10 protein-coding genes are annotated in these 14,777 nt (G+C 62.0%); all 10 read left to right on the plus strand.

The genetic code is table 11. The features are described 5' to 3' along the window. Positions 1-111 precede the first annotated feature (111 nt). The 10 genes from PBDP_RS02325 (at position 112) to PBDP_RS02370 (ending at position 14,606) form a co-directional block, all read left to right on the plus strand. A complete protein-coding gene (locus PBDP_RS02325; RefSeq protein WP_109752037.1) occupies positions 112-1,176 on the plus strand; it encodes a pilus assembly protein PilM in 1,065 nt (354 codons plus the stop codon). Further along, the gene (locus tag PBDP_RS02330; RefSeq protein WP_109752038.1) at positions 1,176-1,742 is read left to right on the plus strand and encodes a PilN domain-containing protein; all 567 of its coding nucleotides are present in this window, start codon (positions 1,176-1,178) and stop codon (positions 1,740-1,742) included. Before PBDP_RS02325 ends, PBDP_RS02330 begins: the two co-directional genes overlap by 1 nt. Then, positions 1,739-2,362, plus strand: a complete 624-nt coding sequence (gene pilO / locus PBDP_RS02335; RefSeq protein WP_109752039.1) for a type 4a pilus biogenesis protein PilO — start codon at positions 1,739-1,741, stop codon at positions 2,360-2,362. Before PBDP_RS02330 ends, pilO begins: the two co-directional genes overlap by 4 nt. Next, on the plus strand, positions 2,359-2,886 hold the full coding sequence (locus PBDP_RS02340; protein WP_109752040.1) for a pilus assembly protein PilP: 528 nt from the start codon (positions 2,359-2,361) through the stop codon (positions 2,884-2,886). The genes pilO and PBDP_RS02340 overlap by 4 nt, the downstream gene beginning before the upstream one ends. 13 nt (positions 2,887-2,899) lie before the next feature. Next, positions 2,900-4,987, plus strand: coding sequence for a type IV pilus secretin PilQ (locus tag PBDP_RS02345; protein ID WP_212801765.1), 2,088 nt, complete (start codon positions 2,900-2,902; stop codon positions 4,985-4,987). 4 nt (positions 4,988-4,991) lie between these two features. After that, positions 4,992-5,510: a shikimate kinase AroK gene (gene aroK, locus PBDP_RS02350; protein WP_003196983.1), complete on the plus strand. Its 519-nt coding sequence runs from the start codon at positions 4,992-4,994 to the stop codon at positions 5,508-5,510. 148 nt (positions 5,511-5,658) lie between these two features. After that, positions 5,659-6,759 (plus strand): 3-dehydroquinate synthase, encoded by a 1,101-nt coding sequence (gene aroB, locus PBDP_RS02355; protein ID WP_212801766.1) that lies wholly within the window; start codon positions 5,659-5,661, stop codon positions 6,757-6,759. 9 nt (positions 6,760-6,768) lie between these two features. Next, positions 6,769-8,355: an AAA family ATPase gene (locus PBDP_RS02360; protein WP_212801767.1), complete on the plus strand. Its 1,587-nt coding sequence runs from the start codon at positions 6,769-6,771 to the stop codon at positions 8,353-8,355. A 350-nt stretch (positions 8,356-8,705) separates the two neighbouring features. Further along, positions 8,706-13,154, plus strand: a complete 4,449-nt coding sequence (gene gltB / locus PBDP_RS02365) for a glutamate synthase large subunit (protein ID WP_212801768.1) — start codon at positions 8,706-8,708, stop codon at positions 13,152-13,154. A gap of 33 nt (positions 13,155-13,187) precedes the next feature. Further along, the gene (locus PBDP_RS02370; RefSeq protein WP_003196992.1) at positions 13,188-14,606 is read left to right on the plus strand and encodes a glutamate synthase small subunit GltD family protein; all 1,419 of its coding nucleotides are present in this window, start codon (positions 13,188-13,190) and stop codon (positions 14,604-14,606) included. The last annotated feature ends 171 nt before the right edge of the window (positions 14,607-14,777 follow it).

The following is a 14,777-nucleotide window of genomic DNA, read 5'->3' on the forward strand; positions in this document are numbered from 1 at the left end:
AAGCATTTTTTTTCGTCGCGAATGCCATCCGGACGTCCGTCGGACCGGAGTGATTGAACGCAATGCATATTAGAGAGTCCGTAACTCACGGATAGTCATAGGGAATTGGTAGTGCTACGACTCTTCAATAAAAAAGCCCATACGCTTCTGGGGATCGACATCAGCTCCACGTCGGTGAAGCTGCTCGAGTTGAGCCGCCAGGGCGAGCGATATCGCGTCGAGTCCTACGCGGTCGAACCGTTGCCGGCCAACGCCGTGGTCGAGAAGAACATCGCCGATCTCGAAGGGGTGGGCCAGGCATTGTCACGGCTGTTGGCCAAGGCCAAGACGCCCGTGCGTAGCGTGGCGGTGGCCGTTGCGGGGTCGGCGGTGATTACCAAGACCATCGAGATGGACGCCGGGTTGTCCGACGATGACATGGAAAACCAGCTCAAGATCGAGGCCGATCAATACATTCCCTATCCGCTGGATGAGGTGGCCATCGATTTCGAAGTGGTGGGCGTTTCGCCGCGCAGTGCCGAGCGCGTCGAAGTGCTGCTGGCGGCCTGCCGCAAGGAAAACGTCGAGGTCCGCGAGGCCGCGTTGGCGCTCGCCGGGCTGACGGCCCGGGTGGTCGACGTGGAGGCTTATGCGCTGGAGCGTGCTTTCGGCTTGCTCGCCACGCAACTGGCCGCCTCCCAGGAACGGCTGACTGTGGCGGTTATCGACATCGGCGCCACCATGACCACCCTCAGCGTGCTGCACAACGGGCGCATCATCTATACCCGCGAACAATTGTTCGGCGGCCGCCAACTGACCGAGGAGATTCAGCGCCGCTATGGCTTGACGCCCGAGCAGGCCGGCTTGGCAAAGAAGCAGGGAGGGCTGCCGGACGATTACCTGAGCGAAGTGTTGCAACCCTTTCGCGAGGCTCTGGTACAGCAGGTCTCGCGATCCCTGCAGTTCTTCTTCGCCTCGGGCCAGTACAGTGCGGTCGACCACATCCTGCTGGCCGGGGGCACGGCTTCGGTCGCCGGCCTGGATCGGCTGATCGAACAACGCCTGGGTACCCCGACCCAGGTGGCCAACCCGTTTACCAACATGGCCCTGGGCAGCAAGGTCAATGCCGGGGCGCTGGCCAGTGATGCACCGGCGCTGATGATTGCCTGCGGGCTGGCCCTCAGGAGCTTCGACTGATGGCGCGGATCAACCTGCTACCCTGGCGCGAAGAACTGCGCGAAGAACGGCGCAAACGCTTTTTGCTGGCCTTGGTGGGCGCGCTGGTCGGTGCGGTCGGCGTGGTCCTGGTTGCGGTCCGATACATCGACGGCGCCATCGACCACCAGGTCGCTCGCAATAACCATCTCTCGGAGCAGATCGCCGTGCTGGACGAGCGCATCAAGCAGATCAGCGAATTGAAGGCTCGTCGCCAGCAATTGCTGGAGCGTATGCGCATCATTCAGGACTTGCAGGGGAACCGGCCGGTCAGCGGGCGCATTTTCGACCAGTTGGCGAGGACCTTGCCGGAAGGTGTTTATTTCACCGAAGTGAAGATGGAAGACCACACGCTCTCGATCAAGGGGGCCGCGGAATCGAACAACCGGGTCTCGGACCTGATGCGCAACCTGGACTCGTCGGACCTGTTCGACACGCCCAACCTGACGGAGGTCAAGGCCACCACCGCCGGGCAACTCGACCAGGCCAACGTTTTCCAACTGACGGTGCGCCAGACCCGCCCGGCCGATGCGGAGGACGCCCAATGAAACCAGGGGAGTGGTTCGACGCGCTGCGCAAGATCGACCTCAGTGACCTGGACACCAACAACATCGGTTCCTGGCCGGCGCCCATCAAATGGCTGGCCGGCGTCCTGCTGGTGGTCCTGGTGCTGGGGCTGGGCTATAACTTTGCCTTGAGTGACCTGGAAAACCAGTTGCAGCAGGTGCGCGAGGAAGAAAACACCCTCAAGGCGCAATTCGCGGGCAAGGCCCACATGGCCGCGAACCTGGAGCGCTACACCGAGCAGATGAAGCAGATGGAAACGTCTTTTGGTGTGCTGTTGCGGCAATTGCCCAGCGATACCGAAGTGCCGGGCCTGCTGGAGGACATCACTCGCACCGGCCTGGGCAGCGGCCTGGAGTTCGAGGAAATCAAGCTGCTGCCGGAGGTCACCCAGCCGTTCTACATCGAGTTGCCGATCCAGATCACCGTGACCGGCGGCTACCACGACCTGGCGACGTTCGTCAGTGGAGTGGCCGGGTTGCCCCGAATCGTCACGCTGCACGATTTCGAAATCGCTCCGATGGAGCCCGAGGCGGGCACGAAGCTGCGCATGAGTATCCAGGCCAAGACCTACCGGTACAACGAGCAGGAGGCGCAACCATGAGGCCGGTGTGTCGCATCTGCCTGCTGGCAGGCCTGGTCGCGCTGGCGGGCTGCAACAACGACAATGGTTTCAGCGACCTGGACGCCTATATGAACGAAGTGCGCCTGCGCCCGCCTGGCAAGATCGAGCCGACACCCACGTTCAGGCCCTACGAAACCTTTACCTACAGCGCCGCGAACCTGCGCAGTCCGTTTTCCCGGCAGGTTCGCGTGGACCAGGCCGACCGGCAGCGGGGCTCGCGCAATGTCCGGCCCGACCCCAACCGGGTCAAGCAGTACCTGGAGGGCTTCAACATCGAGCAGTTCGAAATGGTCGGTACGATCTCCAACGTCAGTGGCTCCTTCGCGCTCCTGCGTGGCGCGGGCGGAGTGCATCGGCTCAAGGTCGGCGACTATCTGGGTCGCAACGACGGGCGGATCGTCGCCATCAGTGCCACTCAGGTCGATGTGGTCGAAATCGTTCCCGATGGCGAGGGTGCCTGGCTGGAGCGACCACGGACCATTCCTTTGAAAGAGCATTCATAGTGGAACTCGAACAATGAACAGGATTTTTTCAGCCCTCGGTATTTCGCTATGGATAGCGCTGTTGTCGCCGATGGTTCATGGGGCCAGTCTGAAGACGCTGGATGTGGCGGCGTTGCCGGGGGACCGTGTCGAGTTGAAGCTTACCTTCGATGGTCCGCCGCCGACTCCTCGGGGCTACACCACCGAACAACCGGCCCGGATTGCCCTGGACCTGCCCGGGGTGACCAATCAACTGGCCAGCAAGAACCACGACCTGGGCGGGGGCAATGCACGCAGCGCCACCGTGGTCGAGGCCGGGGATCGCACCCGGTTGATCATCGGCCTTACCCAACTGGCGCCGTACGATACCCGGGTCGAAGGTAACCATCTGTTCGTGGTGGTCGGCAAGGGGGGCTCTGCGAAGAGCGCTGCTGCGAAGAACACCGTCCAGGCCCCGCGCACGGCGGTTGCCAGCGCGGCGCCCGCGAGGGCCAGTGCGCCAGTGGGCAAGGCGATCCGTGGGGTTGACTTCCAGCGTGGGACCCAGGGCGAAGGCAACGTGGTAATTGATCTGTCTGATCCGTCCATCGCCCCGGACATCCAGGAGCGCGAAGGCAAGATCATCCTCAATTTCGCCAGGACCCAGTTGCCCGAGCCATTGCGGGTGCGCCTGGACGTCAAGGACTTCGCCACCCCGGTGCAGTTCGTCAATGCCAGCGCCGGCAGCGACCGGGCGACCATCAGCATCGAACCCAGCGGCACCTTCGACTACTCGACCTACCAGACCGACAACAAGCTCACCGTCAGCGTCCGTCCCATGACCGTCGACGACCTGCAAAAACGCAACGCCGACCGCGCGGCCTACAGTGGCGAGAAGCTCTCGCTCAACTTCCAGGACATCGAGGTGCGCTCGGTGCTGCAATTGATCGCCGATTTCACCAACCTGAACCTGGTGGCCAGCGACACGGTGCAGGGCGGCATCACCCTGCGCTTGCAGAACGTGCCTTGGGACCAGGCGCTGGATCTGGTGCTCAAGACCAAGGGTCTGGACAAGCGCAAGGTCGGCAACGTGCTGCTGGTGGCTCCGGCCGATGAAATTGCCGCTCGCGAGCGCCAGGAGCTGGAGTCGCAGAAGCAGATTGCCGACCTGGCACCACTGCGGCGTGAGCTGTTGCAGGTCAACTACGCCAAGGCGGCGGACATCGCCAAGCTGTTCCAGTCGGTGACCAGTGCCGAGGCGAAAGCCGACGAGCGCGGCACGATCACGGTCGATGAGCGCACCAACAACATCATTGCCTACCAGACCCAGGACCGGCTCGACGAACTGCGCAGGATCGTGGCGCAACTGGATATTCCGGTGCGCCAGGTGATGATCGAGGCGCGGATCGTCGAGGCCAATGTCGATTACGACAAAAGCCTGGGTGTGCGTTGGGGCGGTTCGATCCAGAACAAGGGCAACTGGAATTCCTCCGGGGTCACCACCGGCGACTCCACCACCATTGGCACGCCGGGCAGTACCAGCACCAACCAGCCGTTTGTCGATCTGGGCGCGTCGGGCAATACCTCCGGAATCGGCATTGCGTTCATTACCGACAACGTCTTGCTGGACCTTGAACTGACGGCCATGGAAAAGACCGGCAACGGCGAAATCGTCTCCCAGCCCAAGGTGGTGACCTCCGACAAGGAGACGGCAAAAATCCTCAAGGGCACGGAAATCCCTTATCAGGAAGCCAGTTCCAGCGGTGCCACGTCGGTGTCGTTCAAGGAGGCTTCGCTGTCGCTGGAGGTGACTCCGCAGATCACCCCGGACAACCGCATCATCATGGAGGTCAAGGTCACCAAGGATGAGCCGGACTACTTGAACAAGGTGCAGGATGTGCCGCCAATCAAGAAAAACGAGGTCAACGCCAAGGTCTTGGTCAATGACGGCGAGACCATTGTGATTGGCGGGGTTTTCTCAAATACTCAGAGCAAGGTTGTAGATAAGGTGCCATTTCTTGGCGATGTGCCGTATCTTGGCCGCCTTTTCCGGCGTGATGTAGTCTCGGAGAAAAAATCCGAGCTGCTGGTGTTCCTCACTCCGCGTATCATGAACAACCAGGCGATTGCTGTGAGTCGTTGATTCTGTGCGAAATTTGATTCTTGTAGGGCCGATGGGCGCTGGAAAAAGCACCATCGGCCGTTTGCTGGCCAAAGAGCTGCGCCTGCCATTCAAAGATTCCGACAAGGAAATTGAATTGCGCACGGGCGCTAATATCCCATGGATTTTCGACAAGGAAGGCGAACCGGGCTTTCGTGACCGTGAGCAGGCGATGATCGCCGAGCTGTGCGCGTTCGATGGCGTGGTGCTGGCCACCGGCGGCGGCGCGGTCATGCGCGAAGCCAATCGTCGGGCGCTGCATGCCGGCGGACGAGTGGTCTACCTGCATGCCTCCGTCGAACAACAGGTCGGCCGCACGGCCCGGGATCGCAACCGTCCGCTGTTGCGTACCGCCGACCCGGCCAAAACCCTGCGGGATCTGCTGGAGCTGCGTGACCCGTTGTATCGGGAGATCGCCGACCTGGTGGTGGAAACCGACGAGCGGCCGCCGCGGATGGTGGTGCTCGACATCCTTGATCGTCTTCAGCAACTGCCTCCCCGTTAATGCGCTTGGCGAAATGCGCTATCCTCGACGTCCCGTCGTGGCCCGGCTGGGGCGTGGCGGATGGCCATTAACTGGCGTCAGAACAAGCACCGTGGACTTTCGTTAATTGCAGGCAGGACGCCTGATTCCATCTTCACTGTGGGGACACATGCAGACACTTAAGGTCGACCTGGGCGAGCGCAGCTACCCGATTCATATTGGCGAAGGCTTGCTGGACCAGCCCGAACTGCTGGCGCCGCATATCGCCGGGCGGCAAGTGGCGATCATTTCCAATGAAACCGTCGCGCCCCTGTATCTGGAACGTCTGACCCGCAGCCTGTCGGCCTTCTCGGTCATTTCCGTGGTGTTGCCCGACGGTGAAGCCTTCAAGAATTGGGAAACCTTGCAGCTTATTTTCGACGGCCTGCTGAGTGCGCGGCACGATCGGCGCACCACGGTGATTGCCCTCGGTGGCGGCGTGATCGGCGACATGGCCGGTTTTGCCGCCGCCTGCTATCAGCGTGGCGTCGATTTCATCCAGATCCCCACCACGCTGCTGTCCCAGGTCGATTCGTCAGTGGGCGGCAAGACCGGGATCAACCATCCGCTGGGCAAGAACATGGTGGGGGCTTTCTATCAGCCCAACGTGGTGCTGATCGATACCGCTACCCTCAACACCTTGCCTGCCCGTGAACTGTCTGCGGGGCTGGCGGAGGTCATCAAATACGGGCTGATCTGCGACGAGCCGTTCCTGGGCTGGCTCGAAGAGAATGTCGACCGTTTACGTGCACTGGATCAGGCGGCCCTGACCTACGCCATTGAACGTTCCTGCGCCGCCAAGGCCGCCGTGGTCGGTGCCGATGAGCGGGAGTCGGGAGTGCGGGCCACGCTCAACCTGGGCCACACCTTTGGCCACGCCATCGAAACCCACATGGGCTATGGTGTCTGGCTGCACGGTGAAGCGGTTGCGGCCGGTACGGTCATGGCCCTGGAGATGTCTGCGCGCCTGGGCTGGATCAGCGAGCAGGAGCGTGATCGCGGTATTCGTCTGTTCCAGCGCGCCGGATTGCCGGTGGTTCCGCCCGAGGAAATGAGCGAGGCGGATTTTCTTGAACACATGGCAATCGACAAAAAAGTGATCGACGGTCGTCTGCGTCTGGTGCTGCTGCGCCACATGGGCGAAGCGGTGGTGACCGACGATTATCCGAAAGAAGTTCTACAGGCCACGCTGGGAGCGGACTACCGCGCCCTGGCTCAGCTTAAAGGTTAATAAGATCCGATGACTAGTTTGCATGCCGACGAGGCTTTCCTCGGCCATTTCCAATTGAGTCATGACCCTTTCGCACCGCGGGTCCCGGGCTTCAAGTTCTTCCCTGCCCAGCGCAAACCGGTACTGGGCCAGTTGCATCACCTGGCGCGCTACAGCCAGTTGCTGCTGGTGGTCACCGGTCCCCAGGGCAGCGGCAAGACCTTGTTGCGCCAGGCCCTGGTGGCCAGCACCAACAAGCAGTCCGTGCAAAGCGTGGTGGTGTCGGCCCGTGGCGCCGGTGATTCCGCCGGTGTATTGCGTCAGGTGGCCCAGGCGCTGAACGTTGCGCAGGCCGAAATTGGTGCAATTCTCGATCAGATCGTGCAGTTGGCACTGACCGGGCAGGAAGTCTATCTGCTGGTGGACGATGCCGAGCAACTCGACGAGTCGGCCCTCGAGGCCCTGCTGGCCTTGGCAGCCGGTGCGCCGGAGGGTCGCCCTCATGTGTTCCTGTTTGGTGAGTCGTCGCTGATCGCCGACCTGGACCAATTGAGCCTTGAGGAAGAGCGCTTCCACGTCATCGAGCTGGCGCCCTACACCGAGGAAGAAACGCGTGAATACCTGGCCCAGCGTCTTGAGGGTGCGGGCCGGGGTATCGAACTTTTTACCGCCGATCAGATCTCTGAGATTCACGAAAGCGCCGACGGTTGGCCTGGCAATATCAACCAGGTCGCCCGCGATGCTCTGATCGAAGTCATGATTGCCAGCCGCTCAGCGGTGAAGCGTCCAAGTATGGGGTTCAACATGCCGAAGAAACACGTATTGGCAATTTCCGCCGTCGTCGTGGTCGCGGTTGCCGCCGCCTGGCTGATGCCGGGTCGCACCAAGGCACCCACCACGGGTGCCCCTGCCAATGAACAGGCGCAACTGCCTCTCGGCCAAGGGACGCCGCAACCCAACGGTGGTGCGCCGGCAGTGGAGTTCGCCGGCAACACCCAGCCGATGCCACTGCCGCTGGTCGGCCAGTCGCAGCCGGTCATGCGTGGCCCGCTGGCTGAAGCGGCCGGCGGCATCACCGAAGGCGACGATGGCGCAGCGCCACCGATCGACGACAGCAGCGACGTGCCACCGACCGTGACCACCACCGCACCGCCTGTGGGCGTGCCGGCCGGTCCCGCGCCGACGCCAACACCTGCTCCGGCCGCCAAGCCGACCCCGGCGCCCACCCAGGTGGCCACCGCCAAGCCTGCCCCGGTTCCAGCGCCTGCCGCCAAGCCCGCGGCGCCGGCACCCGCAGCCAAGCCTGCTGCTGCCCCGGCCAAGGCCACGGGCGGTAGCTGGTACGCCGGCCAGGCCCCGGGCAACTACGTGGTGCAGATCCTCGGCACCAGTTCCGAAGCCACGGCACAGAACTTCGTCAAGGAGCAGGGCGGCGAGTACCGCTATTTCAAGAAAGTGCTCAACGGCAAGCCACTGTATGTCATCACCTACGGCAGCTTTGCCAACCGTGATGCAGCCGTTTCCGCCATCAAGGCCTTGCCAGCGAAGGTTCAGGCTGGTAAACCTTGGCCTCGCACTGTCGCCAGCGTCCAACAGGAACTGGCAGCAACTCGCTGAAGATTCGGCGGCCTTACCCAGGCCGCCTCTCCCGGCAACCTCAAAATTTCCGCAGGGGCGGGCGACCTTTCAGGCCGCGCGCCTTGCGGTGTCTGCGTCACAGTAGTGTTTGAGTCGTAGCGGTCGAACCCAAAAAAGTTTTGACTAGCACAGCATATAGCTTTAAACCTTTCACAAATGCGACATGGATTTGCGACAGTTCGTCGTCAAATTTGTGAGCCTCTGTGTCGGTGTGTACAATGACCTCCCTTTTGCCCCCGCAAAGCTGGCGTACGTTCGGCGCGGCATGCAACTGGTTGAATTGAAAAGAAATTTGCCTCGATTAGAGGCAGCCTGGTGAGAAAGTGTCTATGAAAGCAGGTCTGTACCAACCAGATGAATTCAAGGATAACTGCGGTTTCGGCCTGATAGCTCATATGCAGGGCGAGCCCAGCCACACCCTTTTGCAAACGGCCATTGAGGCCCTGACCTGCATGACCCACCGTGGTGGGATCAACGCCGACGGCAAGACCGGCGACGGTTGTGGCTTGCTGATTCAAAAGCCCGACGAGTTCCTGCGTGCCGTAGCCCAGGAAACGTTTGGCGTGACCCTGCCCAAGCAGTACGCCGTGGGCATGGTGTTTTTCAACCAGGATCCGGTGAAGGCCCAAGCGGCTCGCGAAAACATGAATCGCGAGATCCTGGCCGCCGGCCTGCAACTGGTCGGCTGGCGCAAAGTGCCGATCGACACCAGTGTCCTCGGCCGCCTGGCGCTTGAGCGCCTGCCGCAGATCGAACAGGTGTTCATCGCCGGCGAAGGCCTGAGCGACCAGGATATGTCGATCAAGCTGTTCAGCTCCCGTCGTCGTTCGTCCGTGGCCAATGCCGCCGACACCGATCACTACATCTGCAGCTTTTCCCACAAGACCATCATCTACAAAGGCCTGATGATGCCGGCGGACCTCACCGCCTTCTATCCGGACCTGAGCGACGAGCGCCTGAAAACCGCGATCTGCGTGTTCCACCAGCGCTTCTCCACCAACACCCTGCCGAAATGGCCGCTGGCCCAGCCATTCCGCTTCCTCGCCCACAACGGCGAGATCAACACCATCACCGGCAACCGCAACTGGGCCGTGGCCCGTCGCACCAAGTTTGCCAACGACCTGATGCCGGACCTCGAAGAACTCGGCCCGCTGGTCAACCGCGTGGGCTCGGACTCCTCGAGCATGGACAACATGCTGGAACTGATGGTGACCGGTGGTATCGACCTGTTCCGCGGCGTGCGCATGCTGGTGCCGCCGGCGTGGCAGAACGTCGAGACCATGGACCCGGACTTGCGCGCCTTCTACGAATACAACTCCATGCACATGGAGCCGTGGGATGGCCCGGCCGGTATCGTCATGACCGACGGTCGCTACGCTGTGTGCCTGCTGGACCGTAACGGTCTGCGTCCGGCGCGTTGGGTCACCACTACCAACGGGTTCATCACCCTGGCGTCGGAAATCGGTGTCTGGAACTATCAGCCTGAAGACGTCATTGCCAAGGGGCGCGTGGGCCCGGGCCAGATCTTTGCCGTGGACACCGAGACCGGCCAGATCCTCGACACCGACGCCATCGACAACCGCCTCAAGTCCCGTCATCCATACAAGCAATGGCTGCGCAAGAATGCCCTGCGCATCCAGGCGACCATGGAAGACAACGACCACGGCTCGGCGTTCTACGACGTCGACCAGCTCAAGCAGTACATGAAGATGTACCAGGTGACGTTCGAAGAGCGTGACCAGGTGCTGCGTCCGCTGGGCGAACAGGGCTACGAAGCGGTCGGCTCCATGGGTGACGACACGCCGATGGCCGTGCTGTCGCAGCGCGTGCGCACGCCATACGACTATTTCCGCCAGCAGTTCGCCCAGGTGACCAACCCACCGATCGACCCGCTGCGCGAAGCGATCGTGATGTCCCTGGAAATCTGCCTCGGTGCCGAGCGCAACATTTTCCAGGAGTCGCCGGAACACGCCTCGCGGGTGATCCTCAGCTCGCCGGTCATTTCCCCGGCCAAGTGGCGCTCGTTGACCAATCTCGACCGCCCGGGCTTCGCTCGCCAGGTCATCGACCTGAACTACGACGAAAGCGTCGGCCTGGAAGCGGCGATCCGCAACGTCGCCGATCAGGCTGAAGAAGCCGCGCGCGCCGGGCGCACGCAGATCGTGCTCAGCGACCGTCATATCGCCCCAGGCAAGCTGCCGATCCATGCCTCGCTGGCCACCGGCGCGGTGCACCATCGCCTGACCGAAAAAGGCCTGCGCTGCGACTCCAATATCCTGGTAGAGACCGCCACCGCCCGCGATCCGCATCACTTCGCGGTGCTGATCGGTTTCGGTGCCTCGGCGGTGTATCCGTTCCTGGCCTATGAAGTGCTGGGCGACCTGATCCGCACCGGTGAAGTGCTGGGCGACCTCTATGAGGTGTTCAAGAACTACCGCAAGGGCATCACCAAGGGCCTGCTCAAGATCCTGTCGAAGATGGGTATCTCGACCATCGCCTCGTACCGTGGCGCGCAACTGTTCGAGGCCATCGGCCTGTCCGAAGAAGTCTGCGAGCTGAGCTTCCGTGGCGTGCCGAGCCGCATCAAGGGTGCGCGTTTCGTCGACATCGAAGCCGAACAGAAAGCCCTGGCCGCCGAAGCCTGGAGCCCGCGCAAGCCGATCCAGCAGGGCGGTTTGCTGAAGTTCGTCCATGGTGGCGAATACCACGCCTACAACCCGGACGTCGTCAACACCTTGCAAGCCGCCGTGCAGCAGGGCGACTACAGCAAGTTCAAGGAATACACCTCGCTGGTGGACAACCGTCCGGTGTCGATGATTCGCGACCTGCTCAAGGTCAAGACCCTCGACACGCCGTTGGACATCAGTGAAATAGAGCCGCTGGAATCGGTGCTCAAGCGCTTCGATTCGGCCGGTATTTCCCTGGGCGCCTTGTCCCCGGAAGCCCACGAAGCCCTGGCCGAAGCCATGAACCGCCTCGGCGCGCGTTCCAACTCCGGCGAAGGCGGCGAAGACCCGGCGCGCTACGGCACCATCAAGAGCTCGAAAATCAAGCAGGTGGCGACCGGCCGCTTCGGTGTGACACCGGAATACCTGGTCAACGCTGAAGTGCTGCAGATCAAGGTTGCCCAAGGCGCCAAGCCCGGCGAAGGCGGCCAGCTGCCCGGCGGCAAGGTCAACGGCCTGATCGCCAAGCTGCGCTACGCGGTCCCTGGCGTGACTCTGATCTCGCCGCCACCGCACCACGACATCTACTCGATCGAAGACTTGTCGCAACTGATCTTCGACCTCAAGCAGGTGAACCCCAAGGCGCTGGTCTCGGTGAAACTGGTGGCGGAAGCCGGCGTTGGCACCATTGCGGCCGGCGTGGCCAAGGCCTATGCCGACCTGATCACCATCTCCGGCTACGACGGCGGCACCGGTGCATCGCCGCTGACCTCGATCAAGTACGCCGGTGCGCCGTGGGAACTGGGCCTGGCCGAAACTCACCAGACCCTGCGCGGCAACGATTTGCGCGGCAAGGTCCGGGTGCAGACCGACGGTGGCCTGAAAACCGGCCTGGACGTGATCAAGGCCGCCATCCTCGGCGCCGAGAGTTTCGGCTTCGGCACCGCGCCGATGATCGCCCTGGGCTGCAAATACCTGCGCATCTGCCACCTGAACAACTGCGCCACCGGCGTGGCGACCCAGAATGACAAGCTGCGCAAGGACCATTACATCGGCACCGTCGACATGGTGGTGAATTTCTTCACCTACGTGGCTGAAGAGACCCGTGAGTGGCTGGCGAAGCTGGGCGTGCGCTCGCTTGAAGAGCTGATCGGCCGTACCGATCTGCTGGAAGTGATCGAAGGCCAGACCGCCAAACAGCATCACCTGGACCTGACCCCGTTGCTGGGCAGCGATCTCATCCCGGCGGACAAGCCACAGTTCTGCCAGGTCGACCGCAACCCGCCATTCGACAAGGGTGAGCTGGCCGAGAAGATGGTCGACATGGCCGCTGCGGCAATCAACGACCTGAGCGGTGCCGAGTTCGAGCTGAATATCTGCAACTGCGACCGTTCCATCGGTGCGCGGATCTCCGGTGAAATCGCGCGCAAGCACGGCAACCAGGGCATGGCCAAGGCGCCGATCACCTTCCGTTTCAAGGGCACCGCAGGCCAGAGCTTCGGCGTCTGGAACGCCGGTGGCCTGAACATGTACCTGGAAGGCGATGCCAACGACTACGTGGGCAAGGGCATGACCGGCGGCAAGCTGGTCATCGTTCCGCCCAAGGGCAGCGTCTACAAGACCCAGGACAGTGCCATCATCGGCAACACCTGCCTCTACGGCGCCACGGGCGGCAAGCTGTTCGCCGCCGGCACCGCGGGCGAGCGTTTTGCCGTGCGTAACTCCGGGGCCCACACTGTGGTGGAAGGCACCGGCGATCACTGCTGCGAGTACATGACCGGTGGTTTTGTCTGCGTGCTGGGCAAGACTGGTTATAACTTCGGCTCTGGCATGACCGGCGGTTTCGCCTACGTGCTCGACCAGGACAACACTTTCGTTGACCGGGTCAACCACGAACTGGTGGAAATCCAGCGGATCAGCGGCGAGGCGATGGAAGCCTATCGCAGCCACCTGCAAAACGTGCTGAATGAGTACGTCGCGGAAACCGATAGCGAGTGGGGTCGTGAACTCGCCGAGAACCTCGATGACTACTTGCGCCGTTTCTGGCTGGTCAAGCCTAAGGCTGCCAACCTGAAATCGTTGCTTTCCAGCACTCGTGCCAACCCGCAGTGATATGCGCCTGAAGAGTTTGATGAGGTTTTAACAATGGCTGAACGTCTGAATAACGACTTCCAGTTCATCGATGTCGGGCGCAAGGATCCGAAGAAGAAACTGTTGCGTCAACGCAAGAAAGAGTTCGTGGAAATCTACGAGCCTTTCAAACCCCAGCAGTCGGCCGACCAGGCCCACCGCTGCCTGGGCTGCGGTAACCCATATTGCGAATGGAAGTGCCCGGTGCACAACTTCATTCCCAACTGGCTGAAACTGGTGGCCGAGGGCAACATCCTCCAGGCCGCCGAGCTGTCCCACCAGACCAACACCCTGCCGGAAGTCTGCGGTCGGGTGTGCCCGCAGGATCGCCTGTGCGAAGGTGCGTGCACCCTCAACGACGGTTTTGGCGCGGTGACCATCGGTTCGGTGGAGAAGTACATCACCGACACCGCATTCGCCATGGGCTGGCGTCCGGACATGTCCAAGGTCAAGCCGACCGGCAAGCGCGTGGCGATCATCGGTGCCGGCCCGGCGGGCCTGGGCTGTGCCGACGTGTTGGTACGTGGCGGCGTGACCCCGGTGGTGTTCGACAAGAACCCGGAAATTGGCGGCCTGCTGACCTTCGGTATCCCCGAGTTCAAGCTGGAAAAGACTGTGCTGAGCAATCGTCGCGAAGTCTTCACTGGCATGGGCATCGAGTTCCGCCTGAACACCGAGGTGGGCAAGGACGTGACCATGGAGCAACTGCTCGAAGAATACGATGCGGTATTCATGGGTATGGGCACCTACACCTACATGAAGGGCGGTTTTGCCGGCGAGGACTTGCCGGGCGTCTACGACGCGCTCGACTTCCTGATCGCCAACGTCAACCGCAACCTGGGCTTTGAAAAGTCGCCGGAAGATTTCGTCGACATGAAAGGCAAGAAGGTCGTGGTGCTCGGCGGTGGCGACACGGCGATGGACTGCAACCGCACCTCGATTCGCCAGGGCGCCAAGTCGGTGACCTGCGCCTACCGTCGTGACGAAGCGAACATGCCCGGCTCGCGCAAAGAGGTGAAGAACGCCAAGGAAGAAGGCGTGAAGTTCCTCTACAACCGCCAGCCGATCGCCATTGTCGGTGAAGACAAGGTCGAAGGCGTGAAGGTGGTCGAGACCCGTCTCGGCGAACCGGACGCCCGTGGCCGCCGCAGCCCCGAGCCGATCCCCGGTTCCGAAGAGATCATCCCGGCCGATGCCGTGGTCATCGCCTTCGGCTTCCGCCCGAGCCCGGCACCGTGGTTCGAGCAGTTCAGCATCCAGACCGACAGCCAGGGCCGCGTCGTGGCCCCGGAACAGGGCCAGTACAAGCACCAGACCAGCAACCCGAAGATCTTCGCCGGTGGCGACATGGTCCGGGGTTCCGACCTGGTGGTGACAGCGATCTTCGAAGGCCGCAATGCGGCGGAAGGGATTCTGGATTACCTGCAAGTCTGACCTCGATCCAGAGTTGCAATGCAGTAACCCTGTGGGAGCGAGCTTTGTGGGAGCAAAGCTTGCTCGCGATTCAGGCGCCTCGGTACCCAGGAGACCGCAGTGTTTTCATCGCGGGCAAGCCTTGCTCCCACAAAAATGCCTCCCACAGTCATTTTGCAGTGTTAAGCAGAT

Origin of the sequence: Pseudomonas sp. St290 (genome assembly GCF_018325805.1) — a bacterium.
GTDB lineage: Bacteria > Pseudomonadota > Gammaproteobacteria > Pseudomonadales > Pseudomonadaceae > Aquipseudomonas > Aquipseudomonas bijieensis.

Bases quoted from the DNA above. Each gene is read 5' to 3' on its own strand.
- PBDP_RS02330 (WP_109752038.1), top strand. From the start codon at position 1,176: ATGGCGCGGATCAACCTGCTACCCTGGCGCGAAGAACTGCGCGAAGAA.
- pilO (WP_109752039.1), top strand. From the start codon at position 1,739: ATGAAACCAGGGGAGTGGTTCGACGCGCTGCGCAAGATCGACCTCAGT.
- PBDP_RS02340 (WP_109752040.1), top strand. From the start codon at position 2,359: ATGAGGCCGGTGTGTCGCATCTGCCTGCTGGCAGGCCTGGTCGCGCTG.
- PBDP_RS02345 (WP_212801765.1), top strand. From the start codon at position 2,900: ATGAACAGGATTTTTTCAGCCCTCGGTATTTCGCTATGGATAGCGCTG.
- aroB (WP_212801766.1), top strand. From the start codon at position 5,659: ATGCAGACACTTAAGGTCGACCTGGGCGAGCGCAGCTACCCGATTCAT.
- PBDP_RS02360 (WP_212801767.1), top strand. From the start codon at position 6,769: ATGACTAGTTTGCATGCCGACGAGGCTTTCCTCGGCCATTTCCAATTG.
- gltB (WP_212801768.1), top strand. From the start codon at position 8,706: ATGAAAGCAGGTCTGTACCAACCAGATGAATTCAAGGATAACTGCGGT.
- PBDP_RS02370 (WP_003196992.1), top strand. From the start codon at position 13,188: ATGGCTGAACGTCTGAATAACGACTTCCAGTTCATCGATGTCGGGCGC.